Below are 22,171 nucleotides of genomic sequence, written 5' to 3'. Positions count from 1 at the left end.
GAAGAGTAGGCCCGAAGAGTGAGCAATGCGACTCTTCGAACGGTCCTTTTTAGAACCTGTTCTACCAGACCCTCCCGCGACCTTCCCTGTGCATACCCGGGGAGGGGGGCGGGCGTTACGAGCTTGCCACGACCGCGGGCGGCTCGCCGGGTTCTTCGCCGATCACGATGGGCGCGCCGACCGCATTGGCCCACTCGGTCCAGGAGCCGTCGTAGTTGCGCACACCGGGCACGCCCAGCAGATACGTCAGCACGAACCAGGTCAGCGCCGACCGTTCGCCGACCCGCGAGTAGACCAGCGGCGCGACGCCGGTGACCACCGCGCCGTAGATGACATCGAGCTCGGCCCGCGGCCGGAAGCGGGCGTCCGCGCCGACCGAGGAGGTCCACGGAATATTGACCGCGGTGGGAATGTGGCCCGCGCGCAGCGCCTGTTCCTCGGGGCGATCGAGAACGACCAGCTCCCCGGTGTACTCGTCGAACCCGCGCGCATCGATGAGCGGGCCGCCGAAGTGCGCGAGCACGTCCTGACGGAACGCGCGGGCGGACTTGTCGTCACGATCGGCCACCGGATAGTCGCCCAGCCCGGCCGCGGGCACCTCGAAGGTGGTGTCGCGGGCCTCGGAGATCCAGGCGTCGCGGCCGCCGTCCAGCAGGCGCACGTCCTCATGTCCGAAGAGGGAGAACACCCACAGGGTGGCGGCCGCGGTGCCATTGGATTTGTCGCCGTAGATGACCACGGTGTCATCGCGCTCGATGCCCTTGACCCGCATCAGGTCGGCGAAGGCCACGCCGTCGACGACGTCACGGGTGCGGGGATCGATCAGCTCGGTGCGCCAGTCGATCTTGATGGCGCCGGGCACATGCCCGATGTCGTATAGCAATATGTCTTCGTTGGACTCGATGATCTTGAGTCCCGGCGTGCCGATGTTTGCCGATAGCCACTCTGTGGTTACTAGTCGGTGAGGATGTGCGTAGGAGCCGAACGAGTGATGCGGATCCGGAGCGACGGGCACGTTGTGGTCCTTCACGCGTGGTGGGTTAGGTATTGGCGGTTCGAATCTCGACACCGATCGTAGGCATGTGGCGGTTACGTAACTCGTTTCAGATCACGAATCGGATGATTGAGCGAATTAAGCGCAGCTTCATCCGATAAAGTCTCTCGAGAGGAGGGGTGAGCTATGTCCGATTCTTGGCCGCGACGGCGACTGCTTGCGATCCTACGTGGCGCCAGCGAGCCTCTCGACGCCCAGGAACTGGCGCGCGTCACCGGACAACATGTGACAACGGTGCGTTTTCATTTGGACGTCCTAACCAGGGAATCGCTGGTCCGCCAATTTCAGCAGCCGCCGCGCGGCCGCGGTCGCCCGCGCATCGGCTATACCGCGGTACAGCGATCGGTGGGTTATCAGGAATTGGCGCAGGTGCTCGCCGATCAGCTCGGCAGCGATCCGCGCCGCCGCTCCGAGGCCGCCATCGCGGCCGGGCGCGCCTGGGGCTCGAAACTGGAGGCGGCGGACCAGCCCGTCGAAACGCTGGAAGACGCCAAGGACCTCACCGTCACGCTGATGTCGGAGCTCGGCTTCGCCCCCGAACGCGACCAGGCCGGCGAGACCGAAGAGCCGGCCCTGATCCGCATGACCGCCTGCCCGCTACGCGAACTGGCCCGCACCCACTCCGAGGTGGTGTGCGGGGTGCACCTGGGACTCATGCGAGAAGTACTGGACCGCAACGGCGGCCGCGAGAGCGTGACCGTGCGCCTACACCCGTTCGTGGAACCCGAACTGTGTGTCGCCCGCCTGGAACTACTGCAGGGACGCCCCGGCGAGGCCGGGCGCGAGGAGGGTCGGGCCGAGTCCGGCGAGCCTCGGCTAGCGCCCTCGACCGGCCGTATCGCACCGCAACTGCGGACCGCCACCGAACCGCAGCTACGCGCGGCCACCGACCCACAGCTGCGCAATACCGACGCCTACTTCGGCCAGTAGCCGGCGCACGAGCGGCAGGCCGATACCGATCACACTCGACGGATCACCGTCGATCTTGTCCACGAACCAGCCGCCCAGGCCGTCCAGGGTGAAGGATCCGGCCACCTGCAGCGGCTCCCCCGTCGCGATGTACGCGTCGAGTTCATCGGGTTCGGGCTTGGCGAAATGCACCGTGGTGGAACTACAGTCGGCCGCCTCGGCGGTGATCTCACCGGCACGCAGCCGCAGCACGCAATGCCCGGTGAGCAGATCGGCGCTCCGCCCGGCCATCTCGGCCCAGCGCGCGCGGGCGACCTCGGGGGTCAGGGGTTTGCCCTGGAGTACGCCGTCCACGAGCAGCATCGAATCGCAGCCCACCACAACGGAATCGGCGAAGGCGGGATCGGCCGCCAGCTGACCGGCGATCTCACGCGCCTTGGCGCGGGCCAGTTCGATGACGACACGATCGGGTGCGGTATCCGCGGGCAGCGCCGCGGCCACCGCGTCCTCGTCCACATGGGACACCCGGACGACCGGCTCGACGCCCGCATTGCGCAGGACGCCGAGCCGGGCCGGAGATTGAGACGCTAGTACGAAGACGGTCACAGGCCGTCAGTCGCGCGAGTGCGACAGCGCCGGAAAAGCGTAGGGCGAGAAGGGCGAAGAGCCGCGGTGCATCAGGGTCGGCACACCCCAGTTGTCGGCCGAGCCGGTCTCGGCCGGTGCGGCCGCGGCGCTCGCGGACGCGGCGGCGAACACGGTGAGCAGGGCGGCGAGCTCGAGGTCGGTCGGGTTGCCCTTCAGGACCCGGATGACCGGGTCGGTGCTCGACGGTGCGACCTCGGTGACGGCCGTGTCGACGGCGTCCGCCAGTTCATCGACGGTTGCTAGATCCAGTTCGGCGGCGCGCAGTACTTCTTCATCGGCCATGGTCGTCACAGCGCCAGTCCTCCTGTCCGTTCGCCGCAGGGTGTGCGGCGCGTTCGTGGCCCGTGTTTGTCCGGGCCGCAAACGGTATTCGATACAACCCTCGACGGCGAGGGCCATTCCTGAACATCTTCGCTCGGATGAGGCGATCGTGCGCGGTACGAGACCTTTGTCCCATTCGACAGTGTGCGCCCCACACACCGCGCATATCGCATTATCAGAGCGGAATGTTGCCGTGCTTCTTCGGCGGCAGGGACACCATCTTGCGTTCCAGCAGCCGCAGCGCCGACACGATCTGGCCGCGGGTGTGCGAGGGCGGGATGACCGCGTCGACGTAGCCGCGCTCGGCCGCCACGTACGGGTTCACCAGGGTGTCCTCGTACTCGTTCTGCAGCTCCAGGCGCAGTGCGTCGACGTCGTTGCCCTCGGCGGCCGCGGTCTGCAGCTGCTTGCGGTAGACGAAACCGACGGCGCCCGAGGCGCCCATGACGGCGATCTGCGCGGTCGGCCACGCCAGGTTCACGTCGGCGCCCATGTGCTTGGAACCCATGACGTCGTAGGCGCCGCCGTAGGCCTTGCGGGTGATGATTGTGATCTTGCCCACAGTGGCCTCACCGTAGGCATAGAGCAGCTTGGCGCCGCGCCGGATGATGCCGTTGTACTCCTGGCCGGTGCCGGGCAGGAAGCCGGGCACGTCGACCAGGGTGATGATCGGGACGTTGAAGGCGTCGCAGGTGCGCACGAAGCGCGCGGCCTTCTCCGAGGCGTCGATGTCGAGGCAGCCCGCGAACTGGGAGGGCTGGTTGGCGACGAAACCGACACTGCGGCCGTCGATCCGGGCGAAGCCGACGATCACGTTCATCGCGCGCTCGGCCTGGACCTCGAGGAACTCCTCGTCGTCCACCAGGCGCTTGATGACCTCGTGCATGTCGTAGGGCTGGTTCGGCGAGTCCGGGACGATGGTGTCCAGCTCGAGGTCGGCCTCGGTGAGGTTCTCCTCGATGGCGCCCGCGGCGGCGGTGGCCGGGAAGCGCGGAGCCTCGGCGCGGTTGTTGCTGGGCAGGTAGCTCAGCAGGTCGCGGACGTAGTCCAGGGCGTCCTGCTCGCCGGAGGCGACGTAGTGCGCCACACCGGACTTCACCATGTGGGTGTGGGCGCCGCCCAGCTCCTCCATGGTGACCTCTTCACCGGTGACGGTCTTGATGACGTCGGGACCGGTGACGAACATCTGCGAGGTCTGGTCGACCATGACCACGAAGTCGGTCAGCGCGGGCGAGTAGACGTGACCGCCGGCGGCCGGGCCCATGATCAGCGAGATCTGCGGGATGACACCCGAGGCCTGGATGTTGCGGTGGAAGATCTCACCGTAGAGGCCCAGGGAGACAACGCCTTCCTGGATGCGCGCGCCGGCGCCCTCGTTGATGCCGACCAGCGGGCGGCCGGTCTTGAGCGCCAGGTCCATGACCTTGACGATCTTCTCGCCGTAGACCTCACCGAGGGAACCACCGAAGACGGTGACGTCCTGGGAGAAGATGCAGACGTCGCGGCCGTCGATGGTGCCGTAGCCGGTGACCACGCCGTCGCCCAGCGGACGCTGGTTCTCCAGGCCGAAGTTCACGCTGCGGTGGCGGGCCAGAGCGTCGAGTTCGACGAACGAGCCTTCGTCCAGCAGGGCGAGGATGCGCTCGCGCGCGGTCATCTTGCCCTTGGCGTGGACCTTGTCGACCGCGGCCTCACCCATCGGGTGCTTGGCCTCTTCCAGCCGATTGCGCAGGTCAGCCAGCTTGCCGGCGGTGGTGTGGATATCAGGGGCGCCCGCCGACCCCGGCGAAGGCTGCTGCTGGACACTCGTCATGACGGGGAGTGTAACCAGTACCAGACCCCCTTCGTAATCCAGACGGGGCTACTCGCGAGTACGGTTATTGGCTACCCGCCAGTAGAAAGCCGCAGGTAGAGAGCGCGATTCGAGCACCGCACCGACTCGACTCGAACGCTGTTCAATAGCAAATTCCCCCAGTCATCCCGGCCCGGTTTTGGCCGGGTCCACACACTGCGGGCCGGCGGGATTCCGGCCCGCGCGCGCCCCGGAAAGCCGAGGGGCTCAACGCATGACGCCGGTGTGGCCGGTCGAGTATCTGCCCGGCTGGGGCCAGATGGTGAGACCGTGCGGGCCGCGGCCGACGGGGATGCGCGCGAGCAGCTTCCACTCGACGATGTCGATGGCGTAGACCTCGCTGTTGTTGCGGCCGGAGACCCAGAAGACGCGGCCGTCGGCGGAGAGATTTCCCATATCCGGGCTGCCGCCGCCGGGGATGCGCCACTTGCTCGCCAGCTGTCCGGTCGCGAAGTCCAGGACCGAGATGCTGCCCTCCTTGCGGTTGGTGATGAGCATCTGCTTGGAGTCGCGGGTGACGTAGAGACCGTGGGTGCCCGCGCCGGTTGCGATGAAGCCGGTGTTGTCGAAGGTCTTGGCGTCGAAGACGTAAATGCCATTGGCCATCATGTCGGCCACGTAGAAGGTGCGGCCGTCGGGCGCGAGCTTGACGTCCTGCGGCATGCCGGAGCGGCCGCCGGGCAGATCGATCATGCGCAGCAGGCGCAGGCCCGCGATGTCGACCACGGCCAGGCGCCCGCCGAATTCGCAGCTGACCAGGGCGGTGCGGCCGTCGGCGGTGAAGTCCATGTGGTTGACGCCCGGGCAGTCGGGGACCGCGATGTCATGCTGCTTCTCCCAGCTGTGCGGGTCGTAGAAGTCCAGGGAGCGGTCGGCCTCGGCGACGACGAGGGCGTACTTGCCGTCCGGGGTGAAGTACATGTTGTACGGATCGCGGACCGGGATGGGGTCGCCCGCCTCGCCGGTGCGGGGGTCGATGGGCAGCAGGCTGCCGCTGCCGATGGGGAGATCGTTGTTGGCGTAGAGCATCTGCATGTCGTAGGAGGGGACGACGTGCTGGGGTTCGCGGCCACCGGCCGGATAGGTGTCGATGACCTGGAAGGTGTCCGGGTCGATGACGGTGATGGTGTTGGATTCGCTGTTGGGGACGTAGACGCGGGTGGGCTGATCGGCCACGGCGGGACTGAGTTCGCGGGTGGCGGCGTAGACGTCGTCGGGCGAGAGCGGCGGCGGCATGCCGGGTAGCAGGTCCGGCGCCACCGCCGCGCCGGGTGGGATGGCCGGGGGCGCGGAAGGGCGCGGCACGGTGACCGCACCACCACTCGAGCAACCGGCCAGCATTGCGATGGAAATGACCAGACCCAGACGTGCACGGCGCGCGATCACAGGGCGCACCGTGCCATGGCGGCATTGCGGTGAGCTGACATGTCGTCGAATAGTAGGCGGCGACATGGAGGTTCGCGGCGCGATCACGGAGTGTCGCTCCGCGCCACGCGGTTCGGGCAAAAGCGACTATTCAGCAAACGCAGACAACTCGGACCCAACCGGTCGGGTTGCGGCTCAGGCCAATACGCGTCCGAGGGCGTCCACGGCCTCATCCAGCTCCGCCTCGGTTACCGTCAGCGGCGGCCGGAAACGAATGCCACGCTCGCCGGTGCCGAGGATCAGGATGCGCTCCTGCTCGCGCAGCCGCTTCACCACCTCGTTACGCAGCTCCGGGGTCGCCAGGGTGATGGCGCACATCAGGCCGCGGCCGCGCGGATCGGTGACTTCCGCATGGGCCATGGACAATTCGGTCAACCGGGTGAGCAGGTACGGGCCCAGCTCCCGGGCCCGGCCCACCAGATCCTCGTGCTCCATCACCTCGAAAACCCGCCGGGCCCTGACCATGTCGGCCAGATTGCCGCCCCAGGTGGAGTTCAGGCGCGAGCTGACATGGAAGACATTGTCGGGCACCTCGTCCACCCGGCCGCCCGCCATGATGCCGCAGACCTGGGTCTTCTTGCCGAAGGCCACGACATCCGGTTCGAGGCCGAGCTGCTGGTAGGCCCACACGCTGCCGGTCATACCGACACCGGTCTGCACCTCGTCGAGGATGAACAGCGCGTCGTGTTCGTGGCACAGCTGCTGCATCGCACGCAGGAACTCCGGGCGCAGATGCCGGTCGCCGCCCTCTCCCTGAATCGGCTCGGCGATGAAACATGCTATGTCGTAGGGGTTTTCGGCGAAGGCGCGGCGCGCCTGGTCGAGCGCGTGCCGCTCGGCGGCCTCGATGTCGGGATGATCGGGTCCGACGTACGGAGTGTCGATCCGGGGCCAGTCGAACTTGGGGAAGCGCGCGGTCTTGACCGGGTCGGTGTTGGTGAGCGAGAGCGTGTAGCCGGTGCGGCCGTGGAAGGCTCCGGTCAGGTGCAGCACCTTGGTGCCGAGTTCGCCTGGGCGACCGTGCATTTCGTTGTGGCGCGACTTCCAGTCGAAGGCGGTCTTGAGGGCGTTCTCGACGGCGAGGCCGCCGCCGTCGATGAAGAACAGGTGCGGCAGCCGCGGATCACCGAGCACCCGCACGAAAGTGTCCACGAAGCGCGCCATTTCGACGGTGTAGACGTCGGAGTTGCTGGGCTTGTTGAGCGCGGCCGCGCTGAGGCCGGCCAGAAAGGGCTTGTCACCCAGCAGGGCGGGATGGTTCATGCCCAGCGTCGAGGACGCGAAGAAGCCGAACATGTCGAGGTACGCGGTGCCGTCGCGGGCGTCCACGAGCCGGCGGCCATGGGACTCGCGCAGGTCCAGTACCAGGTCGAAGCCGTCGGCGAGAATGCTCCCGGCGAGAATCTCATGCACCCGGGCGGGGGTGACAAGGGTGGTTTCGGCGGCCGCCCCGAGCCGATCGAGTTCGAGGGTCACGCCACCCAGCGTAAATGAACTTTTACGGCTATGCCGGTAAGTTCCGGAATAATTACGCCCGTGACCGGCGCGAAACCTGAATGTCTGCGGCCGCCGCGGCCTTACTTGTCATAGAATGTCTGCAAAATGATGGTGCTTCTCGTCCGGACGTTGGCCGTCGCTCGGATCTCCTGCAGCAGCTGCTCCAAGTGCCTGGGCGAGGCCACCCGCACCATGAGCATGTAGCTCTCATCGCCGGCGACCGAGTGACACGCTTCGATACCCGGAATGTGCTGGAGCAGTGCGGGTGCGTCATCAGGTTGAGATGGGTCGAGAGGAGTTATCGCGACGAAAGCCGACAGCATCTGGCCCAGCGCCTCGGGATCGACATTCGCCGTGTAGCCGCGAATCACGCCCCGCGCCTCGAGCCGCCGCACCCGCGACTGCACCGCGGACACCGAAAGGTTGGCCTTCTCTGCCAGATTGGACAGGGTGGCGCGACCATCGGCAATCAGCTCACGGATCAGCAGTCGATCGATGTCGTCGAGTACAAGTTTCGCCGGTGTATCCGCCATCAGCGAAGGCTAACGCAGCGAACCGAACTCGGTGCCGGAACCCAACCTGGAGCATGTAATGAGTCACGCACTGTCAGACGGGGTGACCCGTGAGCTCCGTGAGCAGACGGAGAAGTTGCTGCAACGCCTCGGTGTCGAAACGCCCCAGCCGGGTGAACTCTCGGCCCGCACCCCGATCACCGGCGACGAGCTGATCACCCTGCGCGCGAGCGATTCCGCGGCGGTCGACGCCGCCATCGCCCGCGCCGAGACCGCCTTCCGGAGCTGGCGCACGGTACCGGCGCCGCAGCGGGCCGCGGTGGTGCGGCGGCTGGCGGCGCTGCTCACCGTGCACCGGGACGAGCTGGGCGAACTGGTCACCGTGGAGGCGGGCAAGATCGGCGCCGAGGCGCGCGGCGAGGTCCAGGAGATGATCGATATCTGCGAGTTCGCCATCGGGCTGTCGCGGCAGCTGTACGGGCGGACCATGCCGTCGGAGCGGCCCGGGCACCGGCTCATGGAAACCTGGCATCCGCTCGGGGTGGTCGGGGTCATCTCGGCGTTCAACTTCCCGGTCGCGGTGTGGGCCTGGAATACCGCGGTCGCGCTGGTGTGCGGGGACACCGTGGTGTGGAAGCCGTCGGACGCGACGCCGCTGACCGCGCTGGCCTGTCACACCCTGCTGCGCCGGGCGGCGCGGGAGGTGGGCGTGGATCCCGAAGTGCATCAGCTGATCCAGGGCCCGGCGGCGATCGGCGAGCAGCTCGTGGACGATCCGCGGGTGGCGCTGGTGAGCGCGACGGGTTCGGTGCGGATGGGGCAGCAGGTCGCGCCGCGGGTGGCGGCGCGGTTCGGTCGCTGCCTGCTGGAGCTGGGCGGAAACAACGCGGCGATCGTCACCCCCTCGGCGGATCTCGACCTGGCCACGCGGGGAATCGTTTTCGCGGCTGCGGGCACCGCAGGCCAGCGGTGCACGACGCTGCGGCGGCTGATCGTGCACGTGGATGTGGCCGGGCCGCTGCTGGATCGGATCTCGGCGGCGTATCGCCAACTGCGCGTGGGTAACCCGCTCGAGGAGGGCGTTCTCGTCGGGCCGCTCATCACCGAGCGGGCCTACGACGGCATGCGGGCGGCGCTGGAGCGCGCGCTGGCCGACGGCGGTGAATTGATCTGCGGTGGTGAGCGTATCGAGGGGCCGGGCGAGAACGCCTTCTACGTCCGGCCGGCCCTGGTGCGCATGCCCGCGCAGACCGAGGTGGTCCGGGAGGAGACCTTCGCGCCGATCCTGTACGCGCTCACCTACCACCGCCTGGACACCGCCATCGAGCTGCACAACGGTGTGCCGCAGGGACTTTCGTCGTCGATCTTCACCCGGGACCAGCGCGAGGCGGAACGGTTCCTGGCCGCCGACGGGTCGGACTGCGGCATCGCCAATGTCAATATCGGCACCTCGGGGGCCGAGATCGGCGGCGCGTTCGGCGGCGAGAAGCAGACGGGCGGCGGCCGGGAGTCCGGGTCGGACTCCTGGAAGGCGTACATGCGCCGAGCCACCAACACCGTCAACTACTCTGCCGAATTGCCGCTGGCGCAAGGCATTCGGTTCGAATAGCACCCCCCGGCCTGCTCGCCGGACCGCCTAGGCCTCGGGCCGGTCTTCCTCGGCGGCGATCGCGCGCACCTGCTCCTCGTATCGGGCGCGCACCTGCTCGTCGGCCGGGTGCAGCGCCCGGTCGCCGTTGAAGAGCCTGCGCACCAAGCGGACCGCGGGCTCGGGTGCAGCCGCCAGCGCAACGTCGATGGGGCCCAGGTAGTTCGGGACGGCGACCTCGGCGCGGCGGGTGCGCACGGTCCCGAGCACGGCCTCGGCCACGTCCTCCGGGTCGACGGTCGGCATGCCACCGCCCAGCGCCAGGCCCGAGGACAGGCGGGTGCGCACGGCCGATGGCATGACGCAGCTGACGCTGACGCCGTGCGGCGCGAACTCCAGGCGCGTGGCGGCCGACAGGCCCACGGCGGCGAACTTGCTGGCGTTGTAGACGGCCAGGCCCGGAATCGGGATCTTGCCGGCCAGCGAGGCGACGTTCACCACGTGGCCGTGGCCGCGCTCGATCATGCCGGGGACGACCGCGCGCATGCCGTGGATGAGGCCCCAGACATTGACGTCCATGGTGGTGTGGCCCACCGCGTCCGGTTCGTCGAGGAAGGCGCCCGCGGGCATCACGCCCGCATTGTTGACCAGGATGTCGACCGGCCCGAAGTCGGCGACGACCTTGTCCCACTGGGTCCGGTCGCGCACGTCGAGCTCGAAAGCCCTGGCGTCCAGGGCGGCCGCGGCCGTCTGCGCGGCGGCGGTGTCCACATCGGCGATGGCGACCTGCGCACCCTTGCTCGCGAAGAGCCCGGCGGTGCACTGACCGATGCCGCGGCCCGCGCCGGTGATCAGAACCCGGGCGCCGGTCAATTCGATGGCGGGATAGCCGTTTCCGAAGATGCTCATCTGAACTCTCCCTGTTCGACCTGGCGGCGGGTGCTGCCCAGGCTGTGTTCGAAGGTGTCGAGACGGCGGCGGCCGTCCATGAAGTTGGGACCCATGACCGCGAGATCCCCGGCCGTGGCGTCGATGCGCAGCACCCGCACGCCACTGGCGCGCAGCAGGGTGATCTCGGCATCGAGCTTCTCGCTCATACGGTTTCGCAGCTGGCGCTCCAGGAAGTGGCCGGGGCCGGTGACCGGCAGGCGGCCGGTGGAGGCCATCGGGGCGATCACCACGACCTCGTCGAGGCCGGCCGGGATGAGCAGGTCGGCGGACGCGGTGGAGGCCGCGCCGCCGTCGATGAACCGGCGGCCCGCGATCGGGACGGCCGGGAACCAGCCGGGCACCGCCCACGAAGCACGCAGGGCCGCACCGAGATTCGCGTCGGGTGCAGACGGGGACCCGAAGGCCACCCGCTGGCCGCCGGCATTGTCCATGGCCACCAGCCAGGTCGCCGGGTGCTGGACCCAGTCCCGGCCGGGGTTCAGCCGCTCGGCCAGTCGCTGGAGCCAGGCCGGGTCGCCGCCCCCCTGCGGCAGCAACCCACTGCCCGCGGTGAGCAGGGCGTGACCGTTTCCGGGACGGGCCAGCAGTTCCCGGACCGCGCGGCCGGGCGCGCCCAGGCGTGGGCGCGGCAGCGGCGGGAATCGTCCGGGCTCCGAGCGCATGTGGTCGGTGAGGATCGGGTTGGTGGCGGTGCCGCGCTGCATGGCGACCAGGTCGTCGACCCCGATGCCACTGCCCAGCATGGTCAGCGCCTCCGCGCCCGCCGAGGTGCCGATCATGACGTCGGCGGTGCGCGGGTCCCAGTCGAGCACGTCCCGTACCGCGGCCAGCGCGGCGACGATCCAGGCCATGCCGACCGTGCCGCCGCACCCGATGGCCAGGCCACGTCGCTGTGACCCGTTCCTGTTACTCATGGTTTCGCAGACTAGCAGTTTTCACATACCGTCGGTATCCCAAATCCTGGAGTACATAGAATCGTGGCCATGGCACGACTCACCAGGACCGAGAGCCAGGCGCGCACCCGCGCGGACCTGCTCGCCACCGCGCGCGAGATGTTCCTGACGGACGGGTATGCCAAGACCAGCCTGGAACGGGTCGCCGAGGAGGCCGGGTACTCCAAGGGCGCGGTCTACTCGAACTTCCGGACCAAATCCGCGCTCTGCCTCGAGGTGCTGGCGCTCATTCACGAGACCAAGTTCACCGAGCTGAGCGACCTGCTCGCCGGCGAGGACGACCTGGAGGCGCGGATGGAACGCTTCCAGGGCTGGGCCGAGCGCACACTCGGCGATGTCGGCTGGACCCTGCTGGAATTCGAGTTCGCCATCGTGGCCCGCGACAACCCTGATCTGCAGGCCGCGCTGGTCTCCAGCCTGAGCATGATGCGCGGCGCGGTCGCGGTTCAGCTGCAGGCGCTGGCCGACTCCATGCACCTGACCCTGCCCATGTCGGCCGAGGACGCCGCGACCACGCTACTGAGTCTCGGCCTGGGCCTTGGCATTCAACGCGCCGTGGACCCCGGGATCTCGGCCCGCCTGATCACCGACGCCGTGCGGGCCATGCTGGCCGCCGCGCAGCGCATTCCGCAGCGCTAGCTGGTCACGGGCGGAAGTGGAGCGTCCATTCGCCCCGATAGTGCAGCCGGGTGACGGTGACGGGCGGAACATCGATGCGCCAGAAGGACTTTGCGGGCGCATCGAGGGTGACCAGCAGCGCGGCGCGGATCACCGCGGGATGCGTGACGGCAATGGTGGGTTCGCCGTCGAGGGCGATATCGGCGAGCCATTCGCCGGTGCGCTCGATGACGTCGACCACCGCCTCGCCGCCGTGACCGCGGAAGCCCGGGTCGGTGAGCCAGAGATAGAGGTCTTCCTTGGGCACGGACATGAGTTCGCCACCGCGCCAGGCCCCGGCGTCGAGATCGCGTAGTCGATCGTCCTCGTCGCCCGTGAGTCCCATGAGGGTGGCGGTTTCGACGGTGCGGCGCTCGGGGGCGGTGATCACCCGGGCGGCGGTCAGGCGGCCGCAGGCGGAGACCGCCCGGCGGCCCGCGTCCGTGAGGGGTTCATCGACCGGGAATCGTGCTCTGCGCATCGCCTCGGTCATACCGTGACTGACCAGGTCGAGTCGGAGCACCTTCTGCACGGTCCGAAGCCTACGCGCGGGATCTGGAGGCGTATCGCGATGCCGTGTATGACGGGGTTGCCCCCACAGATTGGCGGAGTCTGTCGGTGCGCGGGTGCAGACTGGGGCAATGCATCGGTTCTCACCCGCGACCAGAGAGTGGTTCGACGGTGCGTTCCCCGCGCCGACGGCCGCGCAACTGGGGGCGTGGGAATCGATCGCGGCGGGGCAGCACACGCTGGTGATCGCGCCCACGGGGTCGGGCAAGACGCTGTCCGCGTTCCTGTGGGCCATCGACCAGCTGGCCACCCGGGAACGGGTCGAGGGGCCGCGCAAGACATCGGTGCTCTATATCTCTCCGCTCAAGGCGCTGGCCGTGGATGTGGAGCGGAATCTGCGGGCGCCGCTGGTCGGGATCACGCAGACGGCCCAGCGTTTGGGTGTGGCAGCACCGGAGATTCGCGTGGGGGTGCGCTCCGGTGACACCAGCGCCGCGGATCGGCGCACCATGCAGCGCACGCCGCCGGACATTCTGATCACCACGCCGGAATCGCTGTTCCTCATGCTGACCTCGGCGGCGCGGGAGACGCTGAGCGGGGTGCACACGGTGATCGTGGACGAGGTGCACGCCATCGCGGGGTCGAAACGCGGTGCGCACCTGGCGCTTTCACTGGCGCGACTGGACCTGCTCCGCTCCGCTTCCCCGGGCTTCGAACGTCCGGCACAGCGGATCGGGCTGTCGGCGACGGTGCGGCCGCCGGAGGAGGTGGGGCGGTTCCTGGTCGGGAGCGCGCCCATCACCATTGTCGCGCCGCCCGCGCCCAAGACCTTCGACCTGTCGGTACGGGTGCCGGTGCCCGATATGACCGAACCCGATGCGGGCGCCGAGGATTCGGATCAACCGGGCTCGATCTGGCCGCACGTGGACGAGGCCATTGTGGATCTGGTGCTCGAGCACCGGTCGTCGATCGTGTTCGCGAATTCGCGGCGGCTGTCGGAGCGGCTCACGGCGCGCCTGAACGAGGCGTATGCGGCGCGCATCGGCGAGACGGTGGACACCGAGCACGCGCCGCCCGCCCAACTGGGCGCGTCCACGGAGGTGATCCACGGCGCCACAACGCTTCTCGCGCGCGCCCATCACGGGTCGGTGAGCAAGGAGCAGCGGGCGCTCATCGAGGACGACCTCAAGAGTGGGCGGCTGCGCTGCGTGGTCGCCACCAGCAGCCTCGAACTCGGCATCGACATGGGTGCGGTCGAGTTGGTGGTACAGGTGGAGGCGCCGCCGTCGGTAGCCTCCGGGTTGCAGCGGGTGGGCCGGGCCGGGCACCAGGTGGGTGAGATCTCGCGGGGCGTGATCTTTCCCAAGCACCGCACCGATGTCATCCACTGCGCGGTGGCGTCCCTGCGCATGACGGCGGGGCAGATCGAGCAGCTCCAGGTCCCCGCCCACCCGCTCGACATCCTCGCCCAGCAGACCGTGGCGGCCTGCGCCCTGGAGCCGATCGACGCCGACGCCTGGTTCGACACCGTCCGCGGCACGGGAAGCTATGCGGCGCTGCCCCGTTCGGCCTACGAGTCGGTCCTGGACCTGCTGGCGGGACGCTACCCCTCCGACGAGTTCGCCGAACTCCGGCCGCGCATCGTCTGGGACCGCGACGCGGGCACCCTCACCGGCCGCCCCGGCGCGCAACGGCTGGCGGTGACCTCGGGCGGGGCAATTCCGGACCGCGGCCTGTTCCCGGTCTTCATGGTCGGCGAAAAAGCGTCCCGCGTAGGCGAACTCGACGAGGAGATGGTCTACGAGTCGCGGGTGGGCGATGTCTTCGCCCTGGGTGCGACGAGCTGGCGGATCGAGGAGATCACCTTCGATCGAGTGCTGGTGACACCCGCCTTCGGGCTCCCCGGCCGGCTTCCCTTCTGGCACGGCGATTCCCTGGGCCGCCCCGCCGAATTGGGCGCGGCGCTGGGTGAATTCGTGCGCCTCGCCGGACAGGCCGTCGAACAACACCGCGCGGCCGGCCGGGGCACGGCCGAGCCCCCGGCGGCCGGACCGAAGGCAACCGGGAAATCCAAGGGGCGAGCTCCCGTCGAATTGGCACAGGCTCTGGCCGAATTCGCCGCGGGTCACGATCCCGAAGCCGAGGCGGCGGACTCGACGAAAGCCGCTGCTTCGAAAGCACGCGCCTCGAAAACCGCCGGGCGCAAGCCCACGCCGGAATCCGAACTCGAGCGGGTCTCCCGGACAGCGGGCCTGGACGAGAACGCGACCGGGAATCTGGTGGCGCTGCTCGCCGAACAACGGGAGTCCACCGGGCAGCTGCCGACGGACAAGACACTGGTGGTGGAGCGGTTCCGGGACGAACTGGGCGACTGGCGGGTGGTGCTGCACTCGCCGTACGGGCTGCCCGTGCACGCGCCGTGGGCACTGGCCGTCGCGGCCCGGCTGCGGGAGCGGTTCGGGGTGGATGCCGCGCCGACCCCGTCGGACGACGGGATCGTGGTGCGCCTGCCGGATACCACCGACGATCCGCCGGGGGCCGAGCTGTTCGTGTTCGAGACCGACGAGATCGACGATCTGGTGACCGAACAGGTCGGCGGCTCCGCGCTTTTCGCGTCGCGATTCCGGGAGTGCGCGGCGCGGGCGCTGCTGCTGCCGCGCCGGGATCCGGGCAAACGCGCGCCGCTGTGGCAGCAGCGCCAGCGGGCGGCGCAGCTGCTGGACGTGGCGCGCAAGTTCCCCGAGTTCCCGATCCTGCTGGAGACCGTGCGGGAGTGCCTCCAGGACGTCTACGACCTGCCCTCGCTGCGGGACCTGCTGGGCCGGGTGGCGCGGCGGCAGATCCGGCTGGTCGAGGTGGAGACGGCCGCGCCGTCGCCGTTCGCGAATTCCCTGCTGTTCGACTACATCGGGCAGTTCATGTACGAGGGCGACAGCCCGCTGGCCGAGCGGCGGGCGGCGGCGCTGTCGCTGGATTCCAGCCTGCTGGCGGAGCTGCTGGGCCGGGTCGAGCTGCGGGAGCTGCTGGATGCCGGGGTGCTGGAGCAGACCGAGCGGGAATTGCAGCGACTCACGCCCGAGCGGCAGGCGCGGGATCTGGAGGGGCTGGCCGATCTGCTGCGACTGCTGGGCCCGCTGACGGCCGCGGAGGCGGCCGAGCGGTGCGTGGCGGAGCCGCGCGAATGGTTCGCGGAGCTGGTGAAATCGCGCCGGGCACTGGAGGTTTCCTTCGCGGGGTCGCAGTGGTGGGTGGCCATCGAGGACGCGTCGCGGCTGCGGGACGCGCTCGGCGTGCCACTGCCCATCGGGGTCCCGGCGGCCTTCATCGAGCCGGTCGCCGATCCGCTGGGCGATCTGATCGGCCGCTACGCGCGCACGCACGGGCCGTTCACCCTGACGCAGGCGGCGCATCGTTTCGGGCTGGGCCCGGCCGTGGCGGCCACCGCGCTGCACCGCCTCGGGCTCGAGAAGCGGGTGGTGGAGGGCGAATTCACGCCCGGTGCGGCGGGCGCGGAGTGGTGTGACAGCGAGGTGCTGCGCCGCCTGCGCCGGCGCTCGCTGGCCGCCGCCCGCAAGGAGGTGGAACCGGTGGCGACCGCCGCGCTGGGCCGCTTCCTGCCGTCCTGGCAGCATGTCGGCTCCGGGGAGCTGCGCGGCGTCGACGGCGTCGCCGCGGTGGTGGAACAGCTTGCGGGCGTGCCGATTCCGGCCTCGGCGTGGGAATCGCTGATCCTGCCGCTGCGGGTGCGCGACTACTCTCCCGCCATGCTGGACGAGCTCATGGCCACCGGCGAGGTGATCTGGTCGGGGCACGGGTCGATCACCGCCAAGGACGGCTGGATCGCCCTGCATCCGGCCGAACAGGCGGGGCTGACGCTGCCGCCGCCCGATGACATCGATCTCACCGAACGGCACATCGGGCTGCTGACGACCCTGGGGGCCACCGTGATCGGCGGCACCGTCGATGCGGCCGCGCGGGTCGCGGGGGCGGAGGGCGAGGAGCCGGTCGGCACCACCCTGCCGAAGGGCGAATACCAGGTGGTCGCGGGCAATACCGGGGGCGCGTACTTCTTCCGGCAGCTGGTGGACAGTGCCGGCTCCGACGACGAGGCCACCGTGACGACCGCACTGTGGGATCTGGTGTGGGCCGGGCACATCGGCGGCGACACCTTCGCGCCCGTGCGCGCCCTGCTGGCGGGCACCACCCGCACCACCACCGCGCACCGGACGCCGCGCCGCGCCCCGCGCGGTCGAATGTACCTGCCGCGCACCGGAATGCCCGCCCGCACCGCCTCGCCACAGGTGTCGGGCCGCTGGTCGCTGCTGCCGGAACGGGTGGCCGACACCACGATTCGCGCCCACGCCACCGCCGATGTGCTGCTGGAGCGGTACGGCGTGCTGACCCGCGGCTCGGTGCAGAGCGAAGGCGTGCCGGGCGGGTTCGCACTCATGTACCGGGTGCTCACCGAGTTCGAGGATCGCGGCCGCTGCCGTCGCGGATACTTCGTGGATTCGCTGGGCGGCGCGCAGTTCTCGACCACCGACGTGGTGGACCGCCTGCGCTCCTTCGACACCGATCGCACCCGCACGGCGAGCGATGGCTTCGCACCCGGGCCGGTCGGCATCGCGGTGGCCTTGGCGGCCTGCGATCCGGCGAATCCGTACGGCGCGGCGCTCCCCTGGCCCAAGGCGGCGGCCGAGGGGGCGGGACACCGTCCCGGTCGCAAGGCGGGTGCGCTGGTGGTCCTGGTCGACGGCGAACTCGCGCTGTATCTGGAGCGCGGCGGCAAGACCCTGCTCACTTTCACCGAGGACCCGGCGGTGCGCACCGCCGCGGCCACCGCCCTGGCCGCCCTGGTCCACGACCGCCGGGTGGACTCCCTGGTCATCGACCGGGTGAACGGGGAATCGGTGCACGGCAACACCTTCGCCGGCTTCCTCACCGAGGCCGGTTTCGCGACGACCCCGAAGGGCTTCCGGCTACGGAGCCGCCCGTGAGCGCGCATGCCTGAGGGCGACGCGGTCTTCCTCACCGCCAACCGGCTCCGAAAGGCCCTGGCGGGCAAGGTGCTGACCCGCAGCGACTTCCGGGTGCCCAGATACGCGACCCTCGACCTGAGGGGCCGGGAGATCGAGAGCGTCGGGACCTACGGCAAGCACCTGTTCGTCCGCACCCCGGACCTGAGCATCCACACCCATCTCAGGATGGAAGGCGAGTGGCGGGTCTATGCGCCCGGACAGCGGTGGACCAGACCGGGTTTCACCGCGCGCCTGATCCTCGCCACCGCGGACGCCGAAGCCGTCGGCTTCTCCCTCGGCCTGGTCGAAGTCCTGCGCCGCCCCGACGAACACACCGCGACCGACCATCTCGGCCCCGATCTGCTGGGCCCGGACTGGGATCCCGCCGAGGCGGTCCGCCGCCTGTCCGGCGACCCCGGCCGCCCGATCGGCCTGGCCCTGCTCGATCAGACCAACCTGGCCGGGATCGGCAATATCTACCGCAGCGAAGTCTGTTTCCTCCGCCGCGTCCATCCCGCCACCCCGGTCGGCGAGATCGAGGACCTGCCCGCCCTGGTCGACGAGGCCCACCGTGTCCTGGTCCAGGCCGCCCACGAACCACCTTGGCGCGCACAGGCATACGGCCGCCAGCACCGCCCCTGCCCGCGCTGCGGCACGGCCCTGGTCGTCCATCTGCTCGGCGACGACGCGAACGCCACCCGCGCCGAACGCGGCATCTACTTCTGCCCCCGCTGCCAGCCGCCCCACCGCTGACCGCTCTCGGCGGCCGGGCCGTGGTGCGATATTTCACGCGACAGGCACAATTCGTCGCTGCCGAAATGCGTTCCCGGGCCCGGTTTCCGGGCCTAGGGTCATCGACCTGGGCGATATCAGCACCGCCCGCGGCACCGAGATGATGCTGCCGCTGTGGGTGCGGCTCATGGGCGCACTGGGCACCACCGAGTTCAACTACAAGTTGGTGCGCTGAGCGTCCAGCACTTCCCGGCGCGCCTCCGGGGCCACCAGGCGCAGCGCGTCGGCGGAGGCGTCGTCGGGCTGGGTCTGGGAGTCGATCTCGGCTCGGACCCGGGCGGTGTAGATCGCCACCTCGCGCTCGATATCGGCCTCCGACCAGCCCAGCACCGGGGCCACCAGCCGCGCCACCTCGTCGGCGGAATCGATACCGCGGTGGGCGTATTCGATGGAGATGCGGGTGCGCCGGGCCATGATGTCGTCCAGGTGCAGGGCGGCCTCGGCGACGGCCGCGTAGACGGCCTCCACCCGCAGGTAGCCGGGTGAGTCCGTGATCGGTTGCAGCAGATCGGGTTTGCCGTCGGCGAGACCGAGCACCTCGTCGATGAGGGAGCCGTAGCGGTTGAGCAGGTGCTGGATCCGGTACGGGTGGACGCCGTACTTCTCGGCCAGGTGCGGGGTCTGGTTCATCAGCGCGTGATAGCCGTCCGCGCCCAGCAGAGGCACCTTCTCGGTGATGGTGGGCGGTACCCGCTGCGGAATGTACTGTGCCGCTTCGTCGACCGCGTCGTAGGCCATGACCCGGTAGGTGGTGTACTTGCCGCCGGCGATGGCGACCAGGCCGGGGGCGATGCGGGCCACCGCGTGTTCGCGGGACAGCTTGGAGGTCTGGTCGCTCTCCCCCGCCAGCAGCGGCCGCAGACCCGCGTAGACGCCGGTGATATCGGCCTGGGTGAGCGGGGTGACCAGCACCTTGTTGACTTGTTCGAGCAGGTAGTCGATGTCGGATTTGGTGGCGGCCGGGTGCGCGAGGTCGAGGTTCCAGTCGGTGTCGGTGGTGCCGATGATCCAGTGGTCGGTGTTCCAGGCGATGACGAAGAGCACGGACTTCTCGGTGCGCAGGATGAGCGAGGTATCGCTGGCGATGCGGTCGCGCGGCACCACGATGTGCACACCCTTGGACGCGCGCACATGGAATCGGCCGCGTTGCTGTGCGAGCGACTGGATTTCGTCGGTCCAGACGCCGGTGGCATTGATGACGACATTGCCGCGCACCTCCGTGGTGCGGCCGTCCTCGGTGTCACGCACCTTGATGCCGACCACCCGGTCCGCCTCCTTGAGGAAGCCGACCACCTGCGTGGAGGTGCGGATGACCGCGCCGTAGTGGGCGGCGGTGCGGGCGACGGTCATGGTGTGGCGGGCATCGTCGACGACGGTGTCGTAGTAGTTGACCCCGCCGGTGAGGGCGTCGCGCTTCAGGCCGGGGGCCTGCCGCAGCGCGGCCGAGCGGGTCAGATGATGCTGTCCGGGAACGGATTTCGCGCCGCCCATGGTGTCGTAGAGCACCAGGCCGGCGGTCACGTAGGGACGCTCCCAGCCGAGGTGGGTGAGCGGGTAGAGGAATTTCAGCGGCTTCACCAGGTGCGGCGCCAGCGTGGACAGCGCCAGCTCGCGCTCCCTGAGAGCCTCACGGACCAGCCCGAATTCCATCATCTCCAGGTAGCGCAGGCCGCCGTGGAACATCTTGGATGAGCGGCTGGAGGTACCGGAGGCCAGGTCGCGGGCCTCGACCAGGGCGACCTCCAGGCCCCGGGTGGCGGCGTCCAGCGCGATTCCGGCGCCGACCACGCCGCCGCCGATGACGATGACGTCGAAGGTGTCCTTGCCGAGCCGCCCCCAGGCAGCCTCACGCCACTCGGGGCCGAGGAACTGCGATCGCGATTGATTCGTCATGCGAGTCTCCTCCGGGCTAATTTTCGGCTACCCAGCGCTACCGTAGCCCACAGTAGTAGGTCCGTTCGGTTAGCCTCGATCAATGCGTCGCTATGTGGCCGCCATCGATCAGGGCACGACGTCGAGTCGGTGCATCGTCTTCGATCATCAGGGCCGAATCGCCGGAGTCGCTCAGCGGGAACACGAACAGATCTTCCCGCGACCCGGATGGGTCGAACACGATCCCGAATCCATTTGGCGCAACACCGAATCGGTGATCGCCGAGGCATTGCGGACTTGCGGCATCGGGGCCGCGGAGGTGGCGGCCGCCGGTGTCACCAATCAGCGTGAGACCACCGTGGTCTGGGAACGCGCCACCGGCAAGCCCATCCACAACGCCATCGTCTGGCAGGACACCCGCACCGCCGACCTCACCACGGAACTCGCCGGCGACCAGGGCCCCAACCGCTACGCCGACCGCACCGGCCTGCCGCTGTCCACCTATTTCGCCGGGCCGAAACTGCGCTGGATCCTCGACGCCGTGCCGGGCGCGCGGCAGCGCGCCGAATCCGGGGAACTGTGCTTCGGCACCATGGACAGCTGGATCCTGTGGAACCTGACCGGCCTGCACATCACCGACGTCACCAATGCCTCGCGCACCATGCTGATGGATCTGCGCACGCTGCAATGGGATCCGCAGATCTGCGCCGAATTCGGCGTGCCCATGGCCATGCTGCCCGAAATCCGCAGCAGCTCCGAGGTTTACGCGCCCATCACCGTCGGCGCCCTGGCCGGCGTCCCGGTGGCCGGCATTCTCGGCGACCAGCAGGCCGCCACCTTCGGCCAGGCCTGCCTGTCCCCCGGCGACACCAAGAACACCTACGGCACCGGCAATTTCATGCTCATGAACACCGGCACCACCCCGGTCTTCAGCGAGCACGGGCTGCTCACCACCGTCTGCTATCGGCTCGGCGATCAGCCCGCGGTCTACGCCCTGGAGGGCTCGATCGCGGTCACCGGCTCGCTGGTGCAGTGGCTGCGCGACAATCTGGGCATCATCTCCGCCGCCGAGGAGATCGAACCGCTGGCCCGCACGGTCGCCGACAATGGCGGCGCGTACGTGGTTCCCGCCTTCTCCGGCCTGTTCGCCCCGCGCTGGCGGCCCGACGCGCGCGGCGTGGTGGCCGGCCTGACCCGCTTCGTCACCAAGGGGCACCTGGCCCGAGCCGTGCTGGAGGCCACCGCTTTCCAGACCCGTGAGGTCATCGACGCCATGCGCGCCGATGCCGACGCGCAGCGCCTGGATGTCGAGAAGGTCACCCTCAAGGTGGACGGCGGCATGGTGGTCAACGAACTGCTCATGCAGTTCCAGTCCGACATCCTCGACGCCACCGTGGTCCGGCCGGTCGTCACCGAGACCACCGCCCTGGGCGCCGCCTACGCAGCCGGTCTCGCGGTGGACTACTGGTCCTCCACCGACGACATCCGCGCCAACTGGGCCGAGGACAAACGCTGGACCCCGGCCATGCCGGCCGCCGAGCGCGACCACCTCATGGGCGAGTGGAACAAGGCGGTGGAACGCACCTACGACTGGGTGTGAGCACTACTCGCG

At 69.3% G+C, this 22,171-nt stretch carries 17 protein-coding genes; 6 read left to right on the top strand and 11 right to left on the bottom strand.

What is annotated here, in order from left to right; translation table 11 throughout:
* Window positions 1-115 precede the first annotated feature (115 nt).
* On the bottom strand, window positions 116-1,015 hold the full coding sequence (locus tag ACWEKS_RS02930) for a sulfurtransferase (protein ID WP_452338509.1): 900 nt from the start codon (window positions 1,013-1,015) through the stop codon (window positions 116-118).
* 165 nt (window positions 1,016-1,180) lie between these two features.
* Between ACWEKS_RS02930 and ACWEKS_RS02925 the strand changes: the two genes are divergently transcribed.
* Window positions 1,181-1,984 (top strand): helix-turn-helix transcriptional regulator, encoded by an 804-nt coding sequence (locus ACWEKS_RS02925; protein ID WP_452338508.1) that lies wholly within the window; start codon window positions 1,181-1,183, stop codon window positions 1,982-1,984.
* On the opposite strand, the gene ACWEKS_RS02920 is transcribed toward ACWEKS_RS02925, so the two are convergent.
* The 6 genes from ACWEKS_RS02920 to ACWEKS_RS02895 all read right to left on the bottom strand — a co-directional run bounded on the left by ACWEKS_RS02920 (window position 1,928) and on the right by ACWEKS_RS02895 (window position 8,239).
* Complete coding sequence (locus ACWEKS_RS02920) at window positions 1,928-2,569, bottom strand: Maf family protein (protein WP_452338507.1); 642 nt, start codon at window positions 2,567-2,569, stop codon at window positions 1,928-1,930. The two genes, ACWEKS_RS02925 and ACWEKS_RS02920, sit on opposite strands and share 57 nt — an antisense overlap.
* A 6-nt stretch (window positions 2,570-2,575) precedes the next feature.
* Entirely contained in the window at window positions 2,576-2,893 is a 318-nt protein-coding gene (locus tag ACWEKS_RS02915; RefSeq protein ID WP_452338531.1) for an acyl-CoA carboxylase subunit epsilon, read from the bottom strand.
* Window positions 2,894-3,107: 214 nt separating this feature from the next.
* Window positions 3,108-4,745: an acyl-CoA carboxylase subunit beta gene (locus tag ACWEKS_RS02910; RefSeq protein ID WP_379394913.1), complete on the bottom strand. Its 1,638-nt coding sequence runs from the start codon at window positions 4,743-4,745 to the stop codon at window positions 3,108-3,110.
* Between the two features lie 246 nt (window positions 4,746-4,991).
* Window positions 4,992-6,170 (bottom strand): YVTN family beta-propeller repeat protein, encoded by a 1,179-nt coding sequence (locus tag ACWEKS_RS02905; RefSeq protein WP_452338506.1) that lies wholly within the window; start codon window positions 6,168-6,170, stop codon window positions 4,992-4,994.
* A gap of 174 nt (window positions 6,171-6,344) precedes the next feature.
* The gene (lat, locus tag ACWEKS_RS02900; RefSeq protein WP_452338505.1) at window positions 6,345-7,685 is read right to left on the bottom strand and encodes an L-lysine 6-transaminase; all 1,341 of its coding nucleotides are present in this window, start codon (window positions 7,683-7,685) and stop codon (window positions 6,345-6,347) included.
* Between the two features lie 101 nt (window positions 7,686-7,786).
* Complete coding sequence (locus ACWEKS_RS02895) at window positions 7,787-8,239, bottom strand: Lrp/AsnC family transcriptional regulator (RefSeq protein ID WP_040855781.1); 453 nt, start codon at window positions 8,237-8,239, stop codon at window positions 7,787-7,789.
* A gap of 58 nt (window positions 8,240-8,297) precedes the next feature.
* Between ACWEKS_RS02895 and amaB the strand changes: the two genes are divergently transcribed.
* On the top strand, window positions 8,298-9,827 hold the full coding sequence (amaB, locus tag ACWEKS_RS02890; protein WP_452338504.1) for an L-piperidine-6-carboxylate dehydrogenase: 1,530 nt from the start codon (window positions 8,298-8,300) through the stop codon (window positions 9,825-9,827).
* Window positions 9,828-9,854: 27 nt separating this feature from the next.
* Here amaB and ACWEKS_RS02885 read toward each other — a convergent pair whose 3' ends face one another.
* Both ACWEKS_RS02885 and ACWEKS_RS02880 read right to left on the bottom strand, forming a co-directional pair.
* The gene (locus tag ACWEKS_RS02885; RefSeq protein ID WP_452338503.1) at window positions 9,855-10,715 is read right to left on the bottom strand and encodes an SDR family oxidoreductase; all 861 of its coding nucleotides are present in this window, start codon (window positions 10,713-10,715) and stop codon (window positions 9,855-9,857) included.
* The gene (locus ACWEKS_RS02880; RefSeq protein ID WP_452338502.1) at window positions 10,712-11,671 is read right to left on the bottom strand and encodes a patatin-like phospholipase family protein; all 960 of its coding nucleotides are present in this window, start codon (window positions 11,669-11,671) and stop codon (window positions 10,712-10,714) included. Before ACWEKS_RS02880 ends, ACWEKS_RS02885 begins: the two co-directional genes overlap by 4 nt.
* Before the next feature lie 69 nt (window positions 11,672-11,740).
* Here ACWEKS_RS02880 and ACWEKS_RS02875 point away from each other — a divergent pair, with 69 nt between their 5' ends.
* Window positions 11,741-12,349, top strand: a complete 609-nt coding sequence (locus tag ACWEKS_RS02875) for a TetR/AcrR family transcriptional regulator (RefSeq protein ID WP_452338501.1) — start codon at window positions 11,741-11,743, stop codon at window positions 12,347-12,349.
* 4 nt (window positions 12,350-12,353) lie between these two features.
* On the opposite strand, the gene ACWEKS_RS02870 is transcribed toward ACWEKS_RS02875, so the two are convergent.
* Window positions 12,354-12,899, bottom strand: coding sequence for a histidine phosphatase family protein (locus ACWEKS_RS02870; protein WP_452338500.1), 546 nt, complete (start codon window positions 12,897-12,899; stop codon window positions 12,354-12,356).
* 109 nt (window positions 12,900-13,008) lie between these two features.
* Here ACWEKS_RS02870 and ACWEKS_RS02865 point away from each other — a divergent pair, with 109 nt between their 5' ends.
* Complete coding sequence (locus tag ACWEKS_RS02865; RefSeq protein ID WP_452338499.1) at window positions 13,009-17,874, top strand: ATP-dependent helicase; 4,866 nt, start codon at window positions 13,009-13,011, stop codon at window positions 17,872-17,874.
* A gap of 6 nt (window positions 17,875-17,880) precedes the next feature.
* A complete protein-coding gene (locus ACWEKS_RS02860) occupies window positions 17,881-18,648 on the top strand; it encodes a DNA-formamidopyrimidine glycosylase family protein (RefSeq protein WP_452338498.1) in 768 nt (255 codons plus the stop codon).
* A 195-nt stretch (window positions 18,649-18,843) separates the two neighbouring features.
* Here ACWEKS_RS02860 and glpD read toward each other — a convergent pair whose 3' ends face one another.
* Complete coding sequence (gene glpD, locus ACWEKS_RS02855; RefSeq protein WP_452338497.1) at window positions 18,844-20,580, bottom strand: glycerol-3-phosphate dehydrogenase; 1,737 nt, start codon at window positions 20,578-20,580, stop codon at window positions 18,844-18,846.
* An 82-nt stretch (window positions 20,581-20,662) separates the two neighbouring features.
* Between glpD and glpK the strand changes: the two genes are divergently transcribed.
* Window positions 20,663-22,159, top strand: coding sequence for a glycerol kinase GlpK (gene glpK, locus ACWEKS_RS02850; RefSeq protein WP_452338496.1), 1,497 nt, complete (start codon window positions 20,663-20,665; stop codon window positions 22,157-22,159).
* The last annotated feature ends 12 nt before the right edge of the window (window positions 22,160-22,171 follow it).

It is taken from the genome of Nocardia sp. NPDC004711, from assembly GCF_053601595.1.
This window is presented reverse-complemented; position numbering and strand designations above follow the sequence as displayed.